This is a genomic window from Streptomyces johnsoniae (assembly GCF_031845565.1).
Lineage (GTDB): Bacteria > Actinomycetota > Actinomycetes > Streptomycetales > Streptomycetaceae > Streptomyces > Streptomyces johnsoniae.
Genome location: NZ_JAVREV010000008.1, coordinates 243,745 through 263,149 on the forward strand (window position 1 = coordinate 243,745; position 19,405 = coordinate 263,149).

Below are 19,405 nucleotides of genomic sequence, written 5' to 3' on the forward strand. Positions count from 1 at the left end.
GTGTGACCCGAAAGGTGCGCCGCCCCCATGCCGTCCTTCCGCCCCGCCCCCGCCTGGCTCCCCGACGCCGTCCTCTACCAGATCTACCCGCAGAGCTTCGCCGACGGAAACGGCGACGGGATCGGTGACTTCGCGGGGGTCACCGAGCGGATCGACCACCTGGCGTGGCTCGGCGTGAACACGATCTGGCTGAACCCCTGCTTCGCCTCCCCGTTCAACGACGCGGGCTACGACGTCTCCGACTACCTGTCGGTCGCGCCCCGTTACGGCACCGCGGACGACCTGGCCCAGCTCGTCGACACCGCGGGGCGGCGCGGCATCCGCGTGCTGCTCGACCTGGTGGCCGGGCACACCTCCGACCAGCACCCCTGGTTCCGCGCCGCGATCGACGACCCGGCGGACCAGCGGTACATCTGGACGGAGTCCACCGACGGGCTGCCGGACAACTTCGTGGCCTCCCCCGGCAGCAGACCGGGCGGCTACCTGCCGAACTTCTTCGAGTCCCAGCCCGCTCTCAACTTCGGCTACGCCCGCAAGGACCCGGCCGAGCCGTGGCGGCTGCCCGTCGGCTCGGAGGGGCCGCGCGCCAACCGGGCGGCGCTGCGCGAGATCATGGACCACTGGCTGCGCCTCGGCCTGGCCGGGTTCCGCGTGGACATGGCGCACTCCCTGGTCAAGGACGACCCCGGACTGATCGAGACCGGCCAGCTGTGGACCGAACTGCGCACGTGGCTGGACAGCGCCCACCCGCACGCGGCGCTGCTGGCCGAGTGGGGCGACCCGGCCGTCTCGGTGCCCGCCGGCTTCCACTCCGACTTCTTCCTCCAGTTCGGCGGCCCCTCCGACGGCCTGCCGCTGCGCTCGCTGTGGAACAACAACCACGGCACCGTCGCCGAGCACTGGACGCAGCGGCACTGCTACTTCGACGCGGACGGCGGCGGCACCGCCGGTACGTTCGTCACCGCCTGGGAGTCGGTCAACGCCGTCATCGGCGACCAGGGGTTCATCACCCTGCCGTCCGCCAACCACGACTTCTCCCGCCTGTGCTGCGGCCCGCGCACCGCCGAGCAGCTGCCCGCGGCGTTCGCCTTCCAGCTGACCTGGCCGACACTGCCCGCCATCTACTACGGCGACGAGATCGGCATGCGCTACCTCCCGGGGCTGCCCGACCACGAGGGCAGCGTGCTCGGCCCCCGCTACAACAGGGCCGGGTCGAGGACCCCGATGCAGTGGGACGACTCCCCGAACGCCGGCTTCTCCACCGCGCCAGCCGACCGGCTCTACCTGCCCGTCGACCCCGACCCGGGCCGCCCCACGGTCGCCGGGCAGCGCGCGGACCCGGACTCCCTGCTGCATCTGGTGCGCCGCCTGATCGCGCTGCGCAAGTCCGTTCCCGAGCTGGGCAGCCGCTCATCCGTCAACGTCCTGCACACCGGCTACCCCCTGGTGTACACGCGGGGAGACTGCTACCTCATCGCCGTCAACCCGCGCCGCGAGCCCGCCTCCTACACCCTGGCCGCCCCGGGCCCGGGCGAGGCCAGGCCGGTGGAGACGAACGGCGCGACGCTCAGCGGCCAGGAGGTCACCGTGCCGGGCTTCGGCTTCGGCATCTTCGCCTACTGACCCCGCCGACCCCGCCGACCCCGCCGACCCACCGGCCCGGCGGGAGGGACAGGGCAGGGCCTAGGCTCGTGGTATGGCGAGATATTTCGACGTGCACCCCAAGAACCCACAGCCCCGCGTCATCGGCCAGGTGGCGGAGATCGTCCGGGCCGGGGGGCTCGTCGTCTACCCGACGGACTCCTGCTTCGCGCTCGGCTGCCGGCTGGGCAACGGCGAGGGCCTGGACCGTATCCGGGCCATCCGGAAGCTGGACGACCGCCACCACTTCACCCTGGTCTGCGCGGACTTCGTGCAGCTGGGGCAGTTCGCCCGGGTGGACAACACCGTCTTCCGCGCCGTCCGGGCGGCCACGCCCGGCAAGTACACCTTCATCCTGCCCGCCACCAAGGAGGCGCCGCGCCGGCTGATGCACCCCAAGCGCCGGACCATCGGCGTGCGCATCCCCGACAACACCGTCGTGCGGGCCCTGCTGGCGGAGCTGGGCGAGCCGCTGATGTCGAGCACCCTGCTCCTTCCCGGCGAGGAGGACGCGCTGACCCAGGGCTGGGAGATCAAGGAACGGCTCGACCACGTGGTGGACGCCGTACTCGACGCCGGGGACTGCGGCGTCGTCCCCACCACGGTCGTGGACTTCTCCGGGGATGAGCCGGAGGTGGTGCGCGAGGGAGCGGGCGACCCGGGCATCTTCACCTGACGCACGCCCGGACGGTCCGGGCGGGGCCGCGCGGTCACCGCCCGGACCGGGAACGGGCTGAGGTGCCGGGGAGCCGGGTCACCCCGGCCTGGTACAGGTCGTCCAGCCACTGCTTGACGAACCGCCCCTGGTGTTCACCACCGAGCAGGTTCCAGTCGTGGTCGTACATCTGCGGCTTCCAGTAGTTGTCGAACGCCCAGGCCGTCCAGCTGATGTGCGGCCGGGCGTCACCGTGTCGGACCACGGACCCGGCGGTTCCAGCCGAACTCCGAGCCGTAGACCGGGATCTGTTCGGCCGCGTCGCCGAACTTCTGGTCCAGGTACTCCGCCGCCGCCCTGCCCCGTCGGGGCATTCCCCCGCCTCTGTCATGATGTTGACCTTCGCGCGATCAGCTCACGGGGGGCTCACGTGTTCGGAATAATCAGGCCATGCCGTCATCGGCTGCCGGGGGGCCTCGCGGACGACTGGGTGGCGCACCTGTGCGGCCTCTGCCTGGCGCTGCGCGGCACCCACGGACAGGCCGCCCGGGTGGCCACCAACTACGACGGCCTGCTCATCTCCGTGCTGCACGAGGCGCAGGCACCGAAGGCCCCGGCGGCCAGGCGCACCGCCGGGCCCTGCCCGCTGCGCGGGATGCGCACCGCCAGCGTCGCGCGCGGCGAGGGCGCGGCCCTGGCCGCCGCCGTGTCGCTGGTGCTCGCGTCCGCGAAGATCCGCGACCACGTCGCCGACCGCGACGGCCTGCTGGCCCGCCGCGGCGTCGCCGCCGCCGCGCGGCGCTTCGCGACCGGCTGGGACGCGGCGGGCAGCCGCGGCGGCGCGCGGATCGGCTTCGACACGGCCGTGCTCACCGACGCGGTCGACCGTCAGCAGGAGGTCGAGGCCGCGGCCGGGCCGGGCACCCCGGTCCTCGCGGTGACCGAGCCCACGGAGACCGCGACGGCCGCCGCATTCGCACACACCGCACACCTGGCGGGTCGGCCTGACAACGCCACGCCGCTGGCGGAGGCGGGCCGCCTCTTCGGCCGCATCGCCCATCTCCTCGACGCCGTCGAGGACTTGGCGGCGGACGAACGGAACGGGGCGTGGAACCCGGTCGCCGCCACCGGCACGCCGCTGCCCGAGGTCCGCCGCCTGTGCGACGACGCGGCCCTCGGCATCCGCCTCGCCCTCGCCGAGGCGCACTTCGACGACGACCGGCTGCTGCACCTGCTGCTCGACCACGAGCTGCGCCGGGCCGTGGACCGCACGTTCGACACGAGCTGCGCGCACCTGCCGCCCGGCGGCGCCCCGCCGCCCACGCGGCGGCGGGGCCTTCTCGTCGGCTGCGCCGTGTGGACCGGACTGTTCTGCACCGGTCAGGTCTGCTGCTCCGACCCGTACCGCGATCCGTGGACCGGCAGGAAACGCACCGGCTGGTGCCGTCGGGGCAACTGCTGCGAGGCCTGCTCCGAAGGCTGTCAGTGCTGCAACTGCGGCGGCGACGGCGCGAACCGCGGCGGGCGCGGCAACGACTCCGGTGCCGGAGGCGGCGACGCCGGCGGCGGCAGCAGCGGGGGCGGCGGCGGCCGGGGTGGTGGGGGCGACGCCAGCAGCGGCGGCGATGGGTGCGGCTGCTGCTGCGACTGCTGAGGCGGGACCGCGCCGCCCCGGGTCAGGCGGCCACCGCGCTACAGGCGCGGATCTCGCTCTCGCTGGCGTTGCCGCCGGTGCACATCACCGCGACGCGCTGCCCCGCGAACCGTTCGGGATACGCGAGCAGCGCGGCGAGGGCCGCCGCGCCCGCGCCCTCGGCGAGGGTGTGGGCGTCGCGCATCAGCGTCCACTGGGCCCCGGCGATGGCGTCGTCGTCCACCAGGAGGAAGTCCGCGAGGTGGTCGCGCAGGATGCGCTGGGTCAGCTCGAACCCGCTGCCGGTGGCCAGCCCTTCGACCCGGGTGCGGTTGGGGCGGCGCAGCTGTGCCCCGCCGGACCGCCACGAGTCGTGGGCGGCGGGCGAGGCCGCCGACTGGACGGCGACGACGCGGCAGCCGGGGGCGAGCGCCGCGGCTGCCAGGCAGGCCGCGGCGGCGCCGCTGCCGCCGCCGACCGGAACGATCACCGCGTCGAGCGCGGGCTCACGGTCGAAGACCTCCAGGTAGGCGGTCGCCACCCCGGCGATCAGCTCCGGCTCGTCGGCCGCGCTGACCAGCCGCATGCCGCGTTCGGCGGCGATACGCCCGGCGTGAACGGCGGCCTCGCCGAGGTCGGCGCCCGCCTCGATCAGCTCGGCGCCCAGCGCCCGGACGGCGTGTGCCTTGGCCGGGTTGGGGCCAGTGGGCATGACGATGACGCAGGGCGCGTCGAAGCGGGCGGCGGCGTAGGCGAGGGACTGGGCGTGGTTGCCGGTGGAGTAGCCCACCACGCCGCGGGCGCGCCCGGCGGCGTCGAGCCCGGCCATCAGCGTCAGGCCACCGCGCACCTTGAACGCGCCGGTGGGCTGCGCGTTCTCGTGCTTCAGCAGCACGGTCGCGCCGGTTGTGGCGTTGAGCGCGGGATAGGACCACATGGGTGTGGGCGGCAGGTGGCCGGCCAGGAGGCGGCGGGCGCGCAGGGCGTCGGTGATGGTCGGCGTTCGCGGCGTGCCAGACATGCCAGCACCGTCCCATACCTGGCCGTATAGATCCAATGCCGGTTTTCTCTGGTTCCATCGACCTCGTCTATGCTTCCGGGCATGCTGGACCTCACCCGGCTCCGGGTCCTGGTCGCGGTGGCCCGCGAGGGCTCGGTCACCGCGGCCGCCGAGTCGTTGCACTACGCGCAGCCCTCGGTGAGCCACCACCTGGCGAAGCTGGAGGCGGAGGTGGGCGTCGTCCTGGTGCGGCGCGTGGGCCGCGGGGTGCTCCTGACCGACGCGGGGCGGCTGCTGGTGACGCGGGCGGAGGAGATCCTCGGCCAGGTGGAGGCGGCGCAGGCCGAGCTGGCGGCGCACGCGGGTCTTGGCACCGGGCGGGTGCGGCTCGCGGCGTTCCCCTCGGCGCTGGCGACGCTGGTACCGACCGCGGCGGCGCGCCTGGCGGCCGAGCACCCGGGCGTCGAGCTGGCGCTGAGCGAGGCGGAGCCGCCGGAGGCACTGACGGCGCTGCGCAACGGGAACGTCGACGCGGCGCTGATATTCGACCACGACGATCCGCTGCCTGGCGACCGGCGGAACACGACGACGACGCCCCTGCTCCAGGAGGCGATGTACGTGGTGACGCCCGCGGACGCCACGTGGCCGGGCCCGCGCGCGGAGCTGTCGACCTACGCCGGGGAGAACTGGATCGCCGGGTGCGAACGGTGCCGCACGCACCTGGCGTCGATCTGCGCGCGGGCCGGGTTCGCGCCGCGCATCACGTTCGAGACCGACGACTACGTCGCCGTGCAGGCGCTCGTCGCCGCGGGCCTCGGGGTCGGCGTGCTGCCGGGGCTGGCGCTGCGCGCCCACCGCCACCCGGGCGTGCGCACCGACCGGCTGCCCGGGGAACGCAGGCGCGTCTCGCTCGCCGTGTACGGCAGGCCGCCCGCGGCCCTGCCGGTACAGGCGTTCACCACGGCACTGACCACGGCGGCCACCGAGCCGCAGGGCTGCTGAGCCCGGGGCCCTCCGGCCGGCCGGCCGTGACCGTTGCCGTGACCGAAAGGACCGTTCCGGCATAGCGGCCTGCCAGTTGCCTCGCGCGTGACCCTGAAAACAGCCTCGGTCGTATCGGTCGTCAGAGTGATGCGGCCGAGGGCTTCGTTGGTCCTCCCGCCGTAGTGGATGTCCGACAAGCAGATCGCTGCTCGGCTGCGGCTGTCGGTCCATACGGTAGGAACCCATGTGCGCAGCAGCTTCTCCAAACTGAACGTGACGAACCGGGTGGGATTGGCGCGCAAGATCATTTACAAGGCCCGGGCGGGCGTGGCTCAAGATGCCGGTTCGGGTGCGGGTGCCGGTGTGGGTGTGGGTTCCGGTGTGGTGGTGGGGTAGCGGTGGATGGAGGCGGCCATCAGGGTGAACGCGGCCAGGCCGATCACCGCGGAGGCGACAGCCACTCCGGTACCGTCCCAGGCCGCGACCGCGGCCCCGCCCACCCCGCCGGCCACCGCGATCCCCACATACAGACCACTGGTGTTCAACGCCACCGCCTCGGTCCCCGCATCACCCGCCAACTGCAACGCCCGAGTATTCATCGGCGGATTGAACCCCCACCCGGCAAACCCCCACCCCGCCAGCGTCACCGCCACCAGCCACACCGGCGCATCACCACCGCCGACACCACCGATCACCGCCAGCACCCCGGTAGCCGCCAGCACCCCCCCGAACGTCACCAGCAACACCCGGTCCGCCCCCCATCGGTCCGTCAGCCGCCCGCACACGAACGTCCCCACCGCACCAGCCACCCCCACCACCCCAATGAACAACGCCAGCACCGCACCGCTCCGCCCCGCCAGATCCTCGGTGACCGGCGCAATGTAGGTATAGATCATCAGCCCGCTGCTCGCCCCGAACACCGTCCCGGCCACACACAGCATCACCGCAGGCCGCGCCAGAATCCGCACCTGCTGACGCACCCCGATCTCCGGCGCACCCGGCAGCCGCGGCAGGAAATACCCACTGGCCACCGCCACCGACAAAGTCAGCAGACCCACCGCAACGAACGTCGAACGCCACCCGAACACATCACCCAGCAGCGTGCCCACCGGCACCCCGACGAACAGCGACACCGTCAGCCCCGCCGCCACCACCCCCATCGCCCGGCCCACCCGCTCCGGCTCGGCCATCCGCCCGGCAATCGCGAACGCCGCCGGCGTAATCGTCGCCGCGACCAACGCCGTCACCACCCGCATCACCATCAGCAGCGCATACCCCGGCGCCAGCGCGGTCAGCAGATTGACCACCGCGAACACCGACAGCCCACCCACCAGCAGCGCCTTCCGCGGCAACCGCGCCGTCACCACCGCCAACGGCGGCGCCGCCAGCGCATACGTCACCGAGAACACCGTCACCAGCTGACCCGCCGCCGCCTCACTGACCTCAAGATCATCCGCAATGGCCGGCAGCACCCCCGCAATCACGAAGTCATCCGTCCCGATCACGAACGTCGCCAGCAACAGACACACCAGCCACCCGGAACCACGCGGCCCCGGCACGCCACTCACATCAGAAACCATGCGGGGACCGTAGGCGGTTGACACTAGTGTCAAGGGCAACCCCTGGCCTGCTGCGGCCCTGCGGGCCAGAACCACGCCTTCATGCGATCCACGAGTTCCGGTTCCTCGCCTAACGTCTACGAAGACGGCTGCGGATGCACGCGGACCGGCTCGCCCCTCGGGTCGGAACACTGGCGTCGAACGGCGTGGACGCCGTCGTCCCGCACAAGGGACGGGTGCCCTTCGTCGATCCCCGCCGCTTCGCCGGGCTGGGCCTCATCCTTCATCTCAGCGCCAGCACCGTGCACGCTCCCGACCCCGACGCCAAGTGCCTCGTGGCCAGCGTGGAAAGCGCCGTGCGGCTGGCCGCGGAAGCGGTCAGCGTCCATGTGAACCTCGGATCGGACGACGAACGGCGGCAGATCGCCGACCTGGCCGCTGTAGCCGACGCCTGCACCGAGTGGGGCCTCCCCCTGCTGGCCATGATGTACCCACGTGGCCCCCGCATCACCAACCAGCGCGACCCTGCCCTGCGAGCACCCCGACGGGATCGCGCTCGGCTGGTCCGCCGGCTCGGGCACCCGACCCCGGTGGAATGGCCCGCCGCGTGGCCGAGGTGATCCATCCGTCCCTCGTCACAGAGGACTTGACCGCTGCGGACACTCGCAGCCCTGCCGCCTGGGCCAGCAGTCTCGGCGACATCAACCGCGCGCCGGGTCGAGTGCGACTCCGATCGACGCTTCCAAAGTGGCGCTGTGCTCGGCCAGACGATCCCTGAGCTTCTGGAGATGGGCGAGCCGTTCATCCAGGCCGGCCAGCCGCCTGCGCACCGTATCCAGCTCCCCGGTGCACGGGGGCGACTCGGCGAGCGGGCGTTCGAGACAGCCCTCGGCCATGTAGTGGAACACATCCTGCGTGGTCAACCCGACATCCAGCAGATCTTTGATGTTGCGTGCCCGGACGAGGGCGAGCTCGTCGTACTCCCGGTGCCCGTTGGCGTCCCGGGACGGCGACAGCAACCCCTGCTGCTCGTAGTAGCGCAGGGAGCGCGGACTGGCGCCGATGCGTTGCGCAAGGTCTCCGATTCGCATGTACCTCTCCGTGAGCGTGCCGGGCACCCGCCGGGGGTGACACCTGCTGTGAAAAGGCCGGGGCGTGTTCTGCACGCACTCCCACCGAGAACGCGCTCGATGAGGCCCCGCCGCAACTCCCATTCTTCTACGTCGACGCGCGTGAGAACACCACTCAACTTGAACGCGTGGTTTCACAGGGCCTGCGTTCCCCGCCCACCGGGGACACCGCGATCTCCACGAGGTCGGGCGGTGTTGCTCCCTTGCCCTCGACATCGACAACCAGCAGCCGGGCCCATGACTCATAGTTCACGGTGTGTGGGTCTCCTCGCCCGGGATGGCCGGGGTTGAGAAGATCCAACAGGGACGGGCGGGTTCTTCCCTCCACAGCGTGTGTTCGCCACAGGAGTCCACGGTCAGGCCGTAGGCGCCAGGGCCGGGCCGGCCGGCCCGGAACCAAGGAGTGAGGAGTTCGAGGCGTTCGGCCCACAGATCGCGCGGGCCGGCCGTGCCGTCCCCGGCGATGATCTCGGGTTCGTACCCGATGCGTCGGAGCTTTCCGCGACAGCGGCAGCCGCCCTCCACAGGGCCGCCTGGTTCACCTCCAGCTACAGCAACGACCAGGGCGGCAACTGCGTCCAGGGGGCCCGGCTGGGCGGCGAGGCCATGGCGGTGCGGGACTCCAAGGACACCAGCGGTCCCACGTTCATCTTCTCGCGAGCCGCCTGGTCCGCCTTCCTCGACGCAGCCGGGTCCGGAGCGCTCGATCAGCCGACCCGCGGCTGATCCTCTTCCGCACAGCAGGCCGGCCCGCGCCTCTGACGCTCCATCGGGACTGGTGTGACCACCCCGTCTCTCACCAGCTACGGGCCACTCCCGCTACGCCATGTCGCCATCAGTCTCCGGAGCTTCGGCGATCCGCTGGTTCGCCGTGATGGCCACAGCGGCGTTCAACCATCGTGTGATGCACACCCGCCAGTAGGTCGGACTGCCGAGCCTGGGCCTCTCCGGCCGGGCCGGAGAGGCCCAGGGGGTCAGCCCTGGAGGCGGGCGCGGCGGCGTGTGGTCAGGACGACGGCCGCGCCGGTTGCCGCCAGGGCCGCCGCCGCACCCGCGAGCAGCGGGGCGGAGGTGTCGCCGCCGGTCGCGGCCAGGGCTCCGCCCGTGGCACCCGACTGGGGCGAGATGCCGCCGGGTCCGCCGGTGCCGCCGCCCTGGGACCCGCCCCCGGACGTGCCGAGGTCGGCGCCCTCGGTGAGGGCGAGGGTGGCGGTGACCGGGTCGAGGGCCTCGCCGGAGCCGTAGAAGCCGGCGAACGCCTCGGCGCCCTCGGCGGTGAGGGTGGCGGGAACGGCGTCGAGGGTGATGACGTCGTTGACCGGGGTCAGGGCGTCGGCGGGGAGGTCGAGGTCCGCGACGGGGATGGCGTCGTACGCGTCGACCTCGCCGGTCTCGCGGTCCTTCGAGGTGACGTCGGCGACCAGCACCGCCTCGCCGCCGTCCACGTCGAGGGCCAGTTCGGAGAACGACAGGTCGAGCGTGCCGTCGTGGCCGGTGAAGCGGACGGCGCCGTCGAAGGCGGCGTCCAGGGTGCCGGCGTCGCCTTCGGCGGTGCCCCGCGCGTGGGGGAAGCGGTAGCCGTCCGCGATCTCGCTCGCGCCGCCGGTGAGTTCGACGCTGCCGTTCGCGATGGGGCCGGTCACGTAGCCGCGGAACGACTCCTTCACGCCCCAGTCGAGCCGGCCGTCGTGGATGTCGCCGGCGGCCGGGGCGGGCGTGCCGGGCCCCTCAGGTGTCCCCGGCTCCTCAGGTGTCCCCGGCTCCTCGGGCGTTCCCGGCTCCTCGGGCGTTCCCGGTTCCTCGGGGGTTCCGGGCCCCTCGGGGGTGACGGTCAGGGTGGCCGGGTCAAGTTCGGTGCCCTCCTGGTACATCGGGGTGCCGTTGTACTCGAACGCCTCGGCGCCGCCGGAGGTCAGGGTGGCGGGGATGTCCGCGAAGACCAGCGCCCCGCCCTCCCCCTGACCCGGCGCCACCGCGGAGAGGTCGAGCGTGGCGAACTCGACGTCCTCCGTGGTGGTGCCCGCGACCGTGACGTCCGCCACGATCGCGCCGCTCTCCCCCTCGGTGACCACGCGGAACTCGGAGAGTTTCAAGTCGAGTTCGCCGTGGTGGCCCTCGAAGTGGACGCTCCCGTCGAACGCGGTGTCCACCGCGTGGACCACCGGGTCGTAGGTGCCGGTGCCGCCGGTGAAGCGGTAGCTGCCGTCCTCGTTGGTCTGGGCGCCGTCGGCGGTCGTCGCGCTGCCGCCCGCGATCGGCCCGGTGAGGTAGCGGCGGAAGGACTCCTTCACGCCCCAGTCGAGCGTGCCGTCGGTCAGGCCGATCGGCGCGGCGGGCGCGGTGTCGTCGGCCAGCGCGGGGCCGGCGAACGAGGTCACGCCGAGCACGGTCGCGGTGGCAGCGGCGAGCAGCAGCCCGCCGCGACGGACGGGGCGGGGTCTGGTGAGGGTCATGACGGGTCTGTCTCCTTGGGGGTTCCGTTGTGCTGGGCACGGCGGGTGCGGCGCAGGAGGACGTACGCGGCGGCGGCGAGGGCGAGCAGGACGCCGGTGCCGGTCGCGATGAGGGTGGTCGGGGTGCCGTCGTCGTCGGTGGGCTTCGCCGCGGCGGGCTCGGCGGTGGGGTCCTCCGGCTCCGGCTCCGGCTCCTCGGCTGCGGCGGGCTCGCTGCCCAGGTCGGGCAGCGGCGGGAGTTCGGCGTCGCCGTCGAGGGCGAAGGCGAGGGTGACGGGGTCCATGGCGGTGCCGGGCGGGTACAGGCCGCCGAACGCGGCGGCGCCCTCCTCCGTCAGCTCCGCGGGCGCCTCGTTCAGCAGGATCAGCCCGTCGCGCGGCGCGAGTCCCGTGGCCTCGAAGGTGATCAGCGGCCGGTCCGCGGCGGGCTCGCCGCCGTCCGTGGTCACGTCGGCGGCGAGCGTCCCCTCGCCGTCGGCCACGGTGACGGTGAAGCCGCCGAGCGTCAGGTCGAGGCCGCTGCCGGTGAACCGCACCGTGCCGGTGAACTCGGCTTCCACGGTGCCGCGTTCGGGGTCGGCGGTGCCGGAGGCGGCGGGGAAGCGGAAGAGCGCGCCGCCGTCCTGCGCTCCGTCGGCCACCTGCCACGAGCCGTCGGCGATGGGTCCTGTGACGTACTCGCGGAAGGTGCGGCGCACGCCCCAGTCGACGGCGCCGTCCGCGATCGCGCCGTCCGCCGCGTCACCGTCCGCCGCGGCGTCGGAAGGCTCAGGTTCCGGCTCAGGTTCCGGTTCCGGTTCGGCGGGGGCTTCGGTGTCGGCGGTCAGGGTCACCGGGTCCAGCGCGTCGCCCGCCCGGTAGTACCCGGCGAACGCGGTCGCCCCCTCGGCGGTGAGGGTGGCCGGGATGCCGGTGACCGCGATGACGGTGCCGCCGCGCAGATCGACGCCGGTCAGGTCGAGGTCGGCCAGCGGCACCTGGGCGGTCTCGGTGACGACGCCGGTGCCGCGTTCCTTGCTGCGCATGTCGGCGTGGAGCGTGCCGGAGTCGCCGGCGATCCGGACGGTGGGATTGCTGATGGTCAGGTCGAGTTCGTGACTGCCGTCGTCCTTCTGGTGTCCGGTGAAGTGGACACCGCCGCCGTATCCGGCCTCGAACGCGCCGGTGTCCGGGTCGTAGCCGCCGCTGGCGGAGTGGAAGCGGAACTGGTTCTCGCCGACGGTGGCCGCGCCGCCGGTCAGTTGGTAGGCGCCGTTCGCGATGGGTCCTGTGACGTACGTCTGGAAGGACGTCTTGATGCCCCAGTCCAGGCGGCCGCCGGCCACGGTGCGCTCGGCCGCCTGCGCGGGGTGGCCGGGCAGCAGCACGAGCGGCAGTGCGAGCGACAGCAGCGCGAACAGGGCGCGCAGGGCGCGCACATGGCGCCGTGGACTTCTGGGCAGCATCGAAGGGCCCTTTCGGCCGGACCGGAGCGAGTGACTAAGGTTAGGCTAACCTAAGCCATAGTCGGCAAGTCCGTAACCCCCGAAAGGCGGACGAATCAGTGGATAACGGCCCGGGACGCACGCGTCTTCTCCGAACTCTCGCCCTCCTGCCGGTCCTTGCCCTCGTGCTCGCCGGCTGCGGCGGCTCCGCCGACGCGGGTGGCGCGGACGGCGCGGCGCAGCAGGAGGCCGCGCCCGCCGCCGACCGGGTCGAGCCGCTGGAAGGACCGGCGCCGGTGCCCGCGTTGCCGGTGACCGTGCCCTCCGCGGACGGCACCGAGGTCACCGTGGAGTCCGCGGACCGGATCGTTCCGCTGTCGGGCTCCCTCGCCGAGCTGGTCTGGACGCTGGGCCTCGGCGACCGCGTCGTGGCCCGCGACGTGACCGCCACGTTCGAACAGGCCGCCGATCTCCCGGTGGTGACGCGCGGCCACGACGTGTCCGCCGAGGGCGTCCTGTCGCTGCGCCCCGACATCGTGCTTGCCGAATCCACCACAGGTCCTGACGAGGCCGTGGCCCAGATCCGGGCCGCGGGTGTGCCGATCGTGGTGTTCGACGCCGCACTCGGCCTGGACGACATCGCGCCGCGCACCGGGGCGGTCGCCGCGGCGCTCGGGGTGCCGTCGGCGGGCGAGGAGCTGACCGCGCGCACGGCCGACCGCATCGAGGCCGCGCGCGCCGACGTGCCCAGCGGGGGCGACCGGCCGCGCGTCGCGTTCCTGTACCTGCGCGGCTCCGCCTCGGTGTATCTGCTGGGCGGCGCCGAGTCCGGCGCGGGTTCCCTGATCGACGCGGCCGGCGGCGTGGACGCCGGCGCGGAATCCGGCCTGGAACGGGACTTCACGCCGATCACCAGCGAGGCGCTGGCCGCCGCGGCGCCCGACGTGATCCTCGTGATGACCAAGGGACTGGAATCCGTGGGCGGCATCGACGGCCTGCTGGAGATCCCCGGCATCGCGCAGACCCCGGCCGGGATGGACCGGCGGGTCGCCCACATCGACGACGGCGTGCTGCTGAACTACGGGCCGCGCACCGACGAGGTCCTGGCCTCGCTGGCCGAGCAGATCCACGCGAACGGCGCCTCGTGAGCCGGTCGGCGCTGCGCGAGGAGCACAGGGAACGGCAGCCCCCCTCCCTCGCCGGGCCCGCCGCGCCCGCGGCGCCGCGCCGCGGCCGGACGGTGTGGCTGACCGCGGCGCTCGGCGCCGCGCTGGTGGTGCTCGCGCTGGTCTCGGCCGCGACCGGCGCGTTCCGCATACCGCTGGGCGACGTGCTCGGCTCCGTGCAGCACCGGCTGCACCTCGGCGGGCAGGAGCTCGACCGGGTCGCGGAGAGCGTGCTGTGGAACGTGCGGCTGCCCCGGGTGGTGCTCGCGCTGCTCGTCGGCGCCTCGCTCGGCTGCGCGGGGGCGCTGATGCAGGGCGTGTTCGGCAACCCGCTGGCCGAGCCGGGGGTCATCGGCATCTCCTCGGGCGCGGCCGTCGGCGCGGTCGGGGCCATCGCGTTCGGTCTTGAGTTCCTCGGCACCTGGACGGTGACCGTCTTCGCCTTCGTCTCCGGGCTGCTGACCGTGCTGCTGGTGTACGCGCTGTCGCGCTCGGGCGGGCGGACCGAGGTGGTGACGCTCATCCTCACCGGCATCGCGGTCAACGCGTTCGCGGGTGCCCTGATCGGCCTGTTCATCTTCTTCGCCGACAACGCGCAGGTCACCCAGATCACCTTCTGGCAGCTCGGCTCGCTCTCGCAGGCCACCTGGAGCAAGGTGCTCGCCGTACTGCCGTGGGCGGCGGCCGGGCTGCTGATCGCGCCCGCCTACGCGCGCCGGCTCGACCTGCTCGCGCTGGGCGAACGGCCCGCCCGCCACCTGGGCGTCGACGTCGAACGGCTGCGCATCGTCCTCGTCCTCGTCGTCGCGCTGCTGACGGCCGCCGCGGTCGCCGTGGCGGGCGTCATCACGTTCGTCGGGCTGCTCGTTCCGCACCTGCTGCGGATGGCCGCGGGGCCCGGGCACCGGTTCCTGGTGCCCGCGTCCGCGCTCGGCGGCGCGCTGGTGCTGCTGGCCGCCGACCTGGCCGCCCGCACCGCCGCCGAGCCCGCAGAACTGCCGCTCGGCGTGCTGACGGCGCTCATCGGCAGCCCGTTCTTCTTCTGGCTGCTGCGCAGGACGCGGCGCGGGCAGGGAGGCTGGGCATGAGGCGCACGGGACAAGCACCGAGCGCGAACGGCTTGAACGGCGTGAACGGCGCGCTCGCGCGGCTGTTCGGTGGCCGCGCGCCTGCGGCGCCCGCGCCCCCCGAGCCGGGCGGCACGGCGGCCGAGGCCCGCGGTCTCACCGTCCGGCTCGGCGGCGCGGCCGTGCTGGACGGGGTCGACCTGACGGTGGCCGCGGGCGAGGTGCTGGCGCTGGTCGGCCCGAACGGCGCGGGCAAGTCCACACTGCTGGCCGCGCTCGCGGGCGACATCGCCCCGGACGCGGGCGAGGTGACCGTCGCAGGCAGGGCCGCGCACGCCTGGAGCGCGCCGGAGCTGGCCCTGCGCCGGGCGGTGCTGCCGCAGGCCGCGGCGCTGTCCTTCCCGTTCCGCGTGGCCGACGTGGTGCGGATGGGCCGCGCGCCGTGGCACGGAACGGCGCACGAGGACGAGGACGAGGCGGCGGTGGCCGAGGCGATGGCGGCCACGGAGGTCGCCGCCTTCGCGGACCGCCCGTTCGCCGCGCTCTCCGGTGGCGAACGGGCGCGCGTCGCGCTGGCGCGGGTCCTGGCGCAGCGCACCGGGCTGCTGCTGCTCGACGAGCCGACCGCCGCCCTCGACCTGCGCCACCAGGAACTGGTGCTGCGCGTCTGCCGGGCCCGCGCCGCCGCCGGGCGGGCCGTCGTCGTGGTGCTGCACGACCTCGGACTCGCCGCCGCGCACGCCGACCGCACCGCGGTCCTGCACCGCGGCCGGATCGCCGCCGTCGGGCCCCCCGACCAGGTCTTCGCCCCCGCCCTCCTCGGCCGGGTCTACGACCACCCGGTCGAGGTGCTGCCGCACCCGGAGACCGGCATTCCACTTGTGTTCCCCCGCCGACCGGGAAAATCAAGCCAGTGAAACGGACCGTTTCGGAAAGTTACAACAAACGCGAGTCAAACGGTTGTTGGATGCCCTAATCTTTTGCAGCGGCAGGGCGCGCACTCACGGGGAGATGAAGGCGCGCCTTCTTTGTCGCGTTGCACCTTCACATCACCTACGCAGTGCTGCCGCATCCACCTTGGGGGGTTCATGCGTCATTCACCAGGTTCGCGTCACGGCACCGTTCGAAGACCAACCGTCGTCGGGCGCCGGTCCGTTCCCCGCCGCGACGCCGCCTCCTGGTATCCGCCCTTCGCCCTTTGCGCGGACGCGCTCGGCGTCTTCGGGCCCGTGCTCGCCGTCTACTCCGTCCGCTCCGAGACCGAGCCCCTCGCCGCCGCCACCGTCGCCACCCTGTGCTGGCTGGCCATCAGAGCCGGCCACCGACGCTACTTGGCCCGCACCCTCGGCGAAAGCCGCGGACTGATCGCCACGCTCCACGACTGGCTGATCCTCCTCGGCCTGCTGGCCGGTCTGCGCGCGCTGACCGGCGAACGTTCGGCCATCGCCTCCGCCCTCATCGGCCTGCTGCCGGCCCTGGCGGTCACCGGCACCACCTGCGTCCTGATCCACCGGCACCTGACCGGCCGCCGGCACCAGGCTCAGGCCCTGCGCCGCGTCCTGGTCGTCGGCGAGGCCGGGCCCGTCGACGTGGTGGCCGCCCAGCTCGCCGCGCGCACCGACCACGCCTACGTCGTCGTCGGCACCGTGCTGGCCGGCCCGGGGGAGCCGGCCTGCGGCATCCCGCAGCTCGGCCGCCTGGACGCGGCCGGACCCGCGTTCCCGCCCGCCGTTCCCGATCTGATACCCGAGGGCCTGGACGGGCCCACGGTGCTGGCCGCCGCCCGCGGCAAGGACGCCGACCTGGTGCTCGTCGTGCCCGGCTCACTGCTCACCGGAGAACGGCTGCGGCGCCTGACCTGGGCCGTTCAGGACGCCGGACTCTCCTTCGCCCTCGCCTCGGGACTCACCGAGGTCGCGCTGCGCCGCCTGTCCGTCTCCACCGCCGCCGGGCTCAACCTGCTGCACATCGCCCCGCCGCTGCGCCGCGGCGCGCAGCCGGCCGTGAAGTCCGTGCTCGACCGGGCCGTCGCGGGCCTGGCCCTGACCGTCTTGGCGCCGCTGCTCGTGCTGCTCGCCCTCGCGGTGCGCCTGGACTCGCCGGGCCCCGTGCTCTACCGGCAGACGAGGATCGGCCACCGCGGCGTGCCGTTCACGCTGTGGAAGTTCCGCACGATGGTGGCCGACGCCGAACTGCGCAGGCCCGACCTGGAGTCCGCCAACGAGCACGTCGCGGGCCCGCTGTTCAAGATGCGCCGCGATCCGCGCGTCACCCGCCTGGGCCGCCTGCTGCGGCGCACCTCGCTGGACGAGCTGCCGCAGCTTTTCAACGTCGTCCGCGGCCAGATGTCGCTCGTCGGCCCCCGGCCGCCGCTGCCCGAGGAAGTCGCCAGGTACGGCGCGGTCGAGCTGCGCAGGCTCGGCGTGAAACCCGGGCTGACCGGTCCGTGGCAGGTCAGCGGGCGCTCCGACCTCTCCTGGGACGAGGGCCTGGCCCTCGACCTGTTCTACACGGACAACTGGTCGGTCACCGGTGACCTCGACGTGCTGGCCCGCACCCTGCGGGCCGTCGTCGACGGCCGCGGCGCCTACTGAGGTCGCGCGTGCAGCCACCACTCGTAGGTCTCGCGGATGCCGCGTGCCAGCGGCGTCCGTGGGGCGAAGCCCAGTGCGCGCAGCCGCGCGATGTCGAGCAGCTTGCGCGGGGTGCCGTCCGGCTTGGTCCGGTCCCAGGCGGTGCGGCCGGTGAAGCCGACCGCACCGGCCACGGTCTCCGCGAGCGCGGCGATCGTCAGGTCCTCGCCGCAGCCGACGTTGACCGGCAGATCCTCGTCGTAGCCGCGCAGCAGCAGCAGGCAGGCGGCGGCCAGATCGGCGCTGTGCAGGAACTCGCGGCGCGGCGTGCCGCTGCCCCACAGCACCACCTCGTCGCGGCCCGCCGCCTTCGCGTCGTGGAAGCGGCGGATCAGCGCGGGCAGCACATGCGAGGTCTCGGGGTCGAAATTGTCGCCGGGACCGTACAGGTTGGTCGGCATGGCCGCGATGTACCGGCGCCCGAACTGCCGCCGGTACGCCTGCACCTGGCCGATCCCGGCGATCTTGGCGAGCGCGTACGCCTCGTTCGTCGGCTCCAGCGGGCCGGTCAGCAGCGCCTCCTCCTGGATCGGCTGCGGCGCGTGCTTGGGGTAGATGCACGAGGAGCCGAGGAACAGCAGCCGGTCGACGTCCGCGGCGTGCGCGCCGGCGATCACCGAGAGCTGGATGCGGAGGTTGTCCTCCAGGAACGTCACGGGGAACCGCTGGTTCGCCATGATGCCGCCCACCGTGGCGGCGGCCAGCACCACGGCGTCCGGGCGGGCCGCCCGCAGGAACGCCGCCGTGCCCTCCGCGTCGCGCAGGTCGAGACCGGCCCTGGTCCTCGTCAGCACCTCGTGTCCCGCATCCGCCAGCGCCCGGGCGATCGCGGACCCGGCGAGCCCGCGGTGCCCGGCGACGAAGACGCGGGCACCCGGCTTGAGCAGCGTCGTCATGTTCCGGAATTCTGCCAGCACTTCACCAGCGCTTCACCAGCACTCCACCGTTACCGCGGGCCCGGGCACCGGGCCCGCCCGCCGCGCCAACCGATTCGAGGGGGACCCGCTCATGGGCAAGACCGCGCTGATCACCGGCGTCACCGGGCAGGACGGCTCGTACCTGGCCGAGCTCCTGATCGCCAAGGAGTACACGGTGCACGGTCTCGTGCGCCGCTCCTCCTCGTTCAACACCGAGCGGATCGACCACATTTACCAGGACCCGCAGCAGCCGGGACGCACCATGATCCTGCACCACGCCGACCTGTCGGACGGGGTCGCCCTGGTCAACCTGCTCCGCGAGGTGCGCCCCGACGAGGTGTACAACCTCGGCGCGCAGTCCCACGTCCGGGTTTCGTTCGACTCCCCGATGTACACCGGGGACGTCACCGGGCTCGGCACGCTGCGGCTGCTTGAGGCGATCCGGGCCAGCGGCATCGACACGCGCATCTACCAGGCGTCGTCCTCGGAGATGTTCGGCGCGGCCCCGCCCCCGCAGAACGAGCGGACGCCGTTCCACCCGCGCAGCCCGTACGGGTGCGCGAAGGTCTACAGCTACTGGTCGACCGTCAACTACCGCGAGGCGTACGGGATGTTCGCCGTGAACGGCATCCTGTTCAACCACGAGTCGCCGCGGCGCGGCGAAACGTTCGTCACGCGGAAGATCACCCGCGCCGTCGCGCGGATCAGGGCGGGCCTCCAGGAGCGCCTCTACCTGGGCAATCTGGACGCGGTGCGCGACTGGGGCTACGCACCGGAGTACGTCGAGGCGATGTGGCGCATGCTGCAACGGGACGAGCCGGACGACTACGTCGTGGCCACGGGCGTGCCCGCGACCGTACGGGACTTCCTGCACGCCGCGTTCGCGTCCTGCGGGCTCGACTGGACGCGGCACGTCCTGTTCGACCCCAAGTACGAGCGGCCAAGCGAGGTCGACGCGCTGGTGGGCGACGCGAGCAAGGCCCGTGACCTGCTGGGCTGGCAGCCGGCGGTGCGGTGGCGGGAGCTGGCCGGGCTCATGGTGGAGGCCGACATCGCCGCGTTGGAAGAGGAGTTGAGCGGCGCACGGGTGCGCATCGACCGGTGACCGGACGTCCCGTGCGCCGCAGGCGCACAACCAGACGC

At 73.3% G+C, this 19,405-nt stretch carries 20 protein-coding genes; 12 read left to right on the top strand and 8 right to left on the bottom strand.

What is annotated here, in order from left to right; genetic code table 11:
* Positions 1-27: 27 nt before the first annotated feature.
* Together RM779_RS16575 and RM779_RS16580 are read left to right on the top strand one after the other, a co-directional pair.
* Complete coding sequence (locus RM779_RS16575) at positions 28-1,623, top strand: alpha-amylase family glycosyl hydrolase (protein WP_311618464.1); 1,596 nt, start codon at positions 28-30, stop codon at positions 1,621-1,623.
* Between the two features lie 73 nt (positions 1,624-1,696).
* The gene (locus RM779_RS16580) at positions 1,697-2,317 is read left to right on the top strand and encodes an L-threonylcarbamoyladenylate synthase (protein ID WP_311618465.1); all 621 of its coding nucleotides are present in this window, start codon (positions 1,697-1,699) and stop codon (positions 2,315-2,317) included.
* Between the two features lie 34 nt (positions 2,318-2,351).
* Here the strand turns inward: RM779_RS16580 and RM779_RS16585 are convergent, their stop codons facing one another.
* On the bottom strand, positions 2,352-2,561 hold the full coding sequence (locus tag RM779_RS16585) for a hypothetical protein (protein WP_311618466.1): 210 nt from the start codon (positions 2,559-2,561) through the stop codon (positions 2,352-2,354).
* Entirely contained in the window at positions 2,545-2,670 is a 126-nt protein-coding gene (locus tag RM779_RS16590) for a hypothetical protein (RefSeq protein WP_311618467.1), read from the bottom strand. Before RM779_RS16590 ends, RM779_RS16585 begins: the two co-directional genes overlap by 17 nt.
* Positions 2,671-2,726: 56 nt before the next feature.
* On the opposite strand from RM779_RS16590, the gene RM779_RS16595 reads away from it, so the two are divergent.
* On the top strand, positions 2,727-3,950 hold the full coding sequence (locus RM779_RS16595; protein WP_311618468.1) for a DUF5685 family protein: 1,224 nt from the start codon (positions 2,727-2,729) through the stop codon (positions 3,948-3,950).
* A gap of 22 nt (positions 3,951-3,972) precedes the next feature.
* Here the strand turns inward: RM779_RS16595 and RM779_RS16600 are convergent, their stop codons facing one another.
* A complete protein-coding gene (locus tag RM779_RS16600) occupies positions 3,973-4,950 on the bottom strand; it encodes a threonine ammonia-lyase (protein WP_311618469.1) in 978 nt (325 codons plus the stop codon).
* A gap of 81 nt (positions 4,951-5,031) precedes the next feature.
* Here RM779_RS16600 and RM779_RS16605 point away from each other — a divergent pair, with 81 nt between their 5' ends.
* Both RM779_RS16605 and RM779_RS16610 read left to right on the top strand, forming a co-directional pair.
* Positions 5,032-5,931: a LysR family transcriptional regulator gene (locus RM779_RS16605; protein WP_311618470.1), complete on the top strand. Its 900-nt coding sequence runs from the start codon at positions 5,032-5,034 to the stop codon at positions 5,929-5,931.
* A gap of 168 nt (positions 5,932-6,099) precedes the next feature.
* The gene (locus RM779_RS16610; protein ID WP_311618471.1) at positions 6,100-6,309 is read left to right on the top strand and encodes a response regulator transcription factor; all 210 of its coding nucleotides are present in this window, start codon (positions 6,100-6,102) and stop codon (positions 6,307-6,309) included.
* Here RM779_RS16610 and RM779_RS16615 read toward each other — a convergent pair.
* Positions 6,246-7,493, bottom strand: coding sequence for an MFS transporter (locus RM779_RS16615; RefSeq protein ID WP_311618472.1), 1,248 nt, complete (start codon positions 7,491-7,493; stop codon positions 6,246-6,248). The two genes, RM779_RS16610 and RM779_RS16615, sit on opposite strands and share 64 nt — an antisense overlap.
* A 134-nt stretch (positions 7,494-7,627) precedes the next feature.
* Here RM779_RS16615 and RM779_RS16620 point away from each other — a divergent pair, with 134 nt between their 5' ends.
* Positions 7,628-8,092 carry a beta/alpha barrel domain-containing protein gene (locus RM779_RS16620; RefSeq protein ID WP_311618473.1) on the top strand — a complete coding sequence of 155 codons (465 nt, stop codon included), beginning with the start codon at positions 7,628-7,630 and terminating at the stop codon, positions 8,090-8,092.
* Positions 8,093-8,173: 81 nt separating this feature from the next.
* On the opposite strand, the gene RM779_RS16625 is transcribed toward RM779_RS16620, so the two are convergent.
* A complete protein-coding gene (locus RM779_RS16625; RefSeq protein ID WP_311618474.1) occupies positions 8,174-8,563 on the bottom strand; it encodes a MerR family transcriptional regulator in 390 nt (129 codons plus the stop codon).
* Positions 8,564-8,935: 372 nt separating this feature from the next.
* On the opposite strand from RM779_RS16625, the gene RM779_RS16630 reads away from it, so the two are divergent.
* Positions 8,936-9,328 (top strand): DUF397 domain-containing protein, encoded by a 393-nt coding sequence (locus RM779_RS16630; protein WP_311618475.1) that lies wholly within the window; start codon positions 8,936-8,938, stop codon positions 9,326-9,328.
* Between the two features lie 248 nt (positions 9,329-9,576).
* Here RM779_RS16630 and RM779_RS16635 read toward each other — a convergent pair whose 3' ends face one another.
* Positions 9,577-11,055: an HtaA domain-containing protein gene (locus tag RM779_RS16635; protein ID WP_311618476.1), complete on the bottom strand. Its 1,479-nt coding sequence runs from the start codon at positions 11,053-11,055 to the stop codon at positions 9,577-9,579.
* Entirely contained in the window at positions 11,052-12,500 is a 1,449-nt protein-coding gene (locus RM779_RS16640; RefSeq protein ID WP_311618477.1) for an HtaA domain-containing protein, read from the bottom strand. The genes RM779_RS16635 and RM779_RS16640 overlap by 4 nt, the downstream gene beginning before the upstream one ends.
* A 98-nt stretch (positions 12,501-12,598) precedes the next feature.
* Here RM779_RS16640 and RM779_RS16645 point away from each other — a divergent pair, with 98 nt between their 5' ends.
* The 4 genes from RM779_RS16645 to RM779_RS16660 all read left to right on the top strand — a co-directional run bounded on the left by RM779_RS16645 (position 12,599) and on the right by RM779_RS16660 (position 17,306).
* A complete protein-coding gene (locus RM779_RS16645; RefSeq protein WP_311618478.1) occupies positions 12,599-13,627 on the top strand; it encodes a heme/hemin ABC transporter substrate-binding protein in 1,029 nt (342 codons plus the stop codon).
* Between the two features lie 11 nt (positions 13,628-13,638).
* Positions 13,639-14,733 (top strand): FecCD family ABC transporter permease, encoded by a 1,095-nt coding sequence (locus RM779_RS16650; RefSeq protein ID WP_311618575.1) that lies wholly within the window; start codon positions 13,639-13,641, stop codon positions 14,731-14,733.
* A complete protein-coding gene (locus RM779_RS16655) occupies positions 14,730-15,629 on the top strand; it encodes a heme ABC transporter ATP-binding protein (RefSeq protein ID WP_311618479.1) in 900 nt (299 codons plus the stop codon). Before RM779_RS16650 ends, RM779_RS16655 begins: the two co-directional genes overlap by 4 nt.
* Positions 15,630-15,800: 171 nt before the next feature.
* Positions 15,801-17,306, top strand: a complete 1,506-nt coding sequence (locus RM779_RS16660) for an exopolysaccharide biosynthesis polyprenyl glycosylphosphotransferase (RefSeq protein WP_311618480.1) — start codon at positions 15,801-15,803, stop codon at positions 17,304-17,306.
* Here RM779_RS16660 and RM779_RS16665 read toward each other — a convergent pair.
* The gene (locus RM779_RS16665; protein ID WP_311618481.1) at positions 17,300-18,241 is read right to left on the bottom strand and encodes a GDP-L-fucose synthase family protein; all 942 of its coding nucleotides are present in this window, start codon (positions 18,239-18,241) and stop codon (positions 17,300-17,302) included. The two genes, RM779_RS16660 and RM779_RS16665, sit on opposite strands and share 7 nt — an antisense overlap.
* Positions 18,242-18,353: 112 nt before the next feature.
* Between RM779_RS16665 and gmd the strand changes: the two genes are divergently transcribed.
* On the top strand, positions 18,354-19,367 hold the full coding sequence (gmd, locus tag RM779_RS16670; RefSeq protein WP_311618482.1) for a GDP-mannose 4,6-dehydratase: 1,014 nt from the start codon (positions 18,354-18,356) through the stop codon (positions 19,365-19,367).
* Positions 19,368-19,405: the final 38 nt, after the last annotated feature.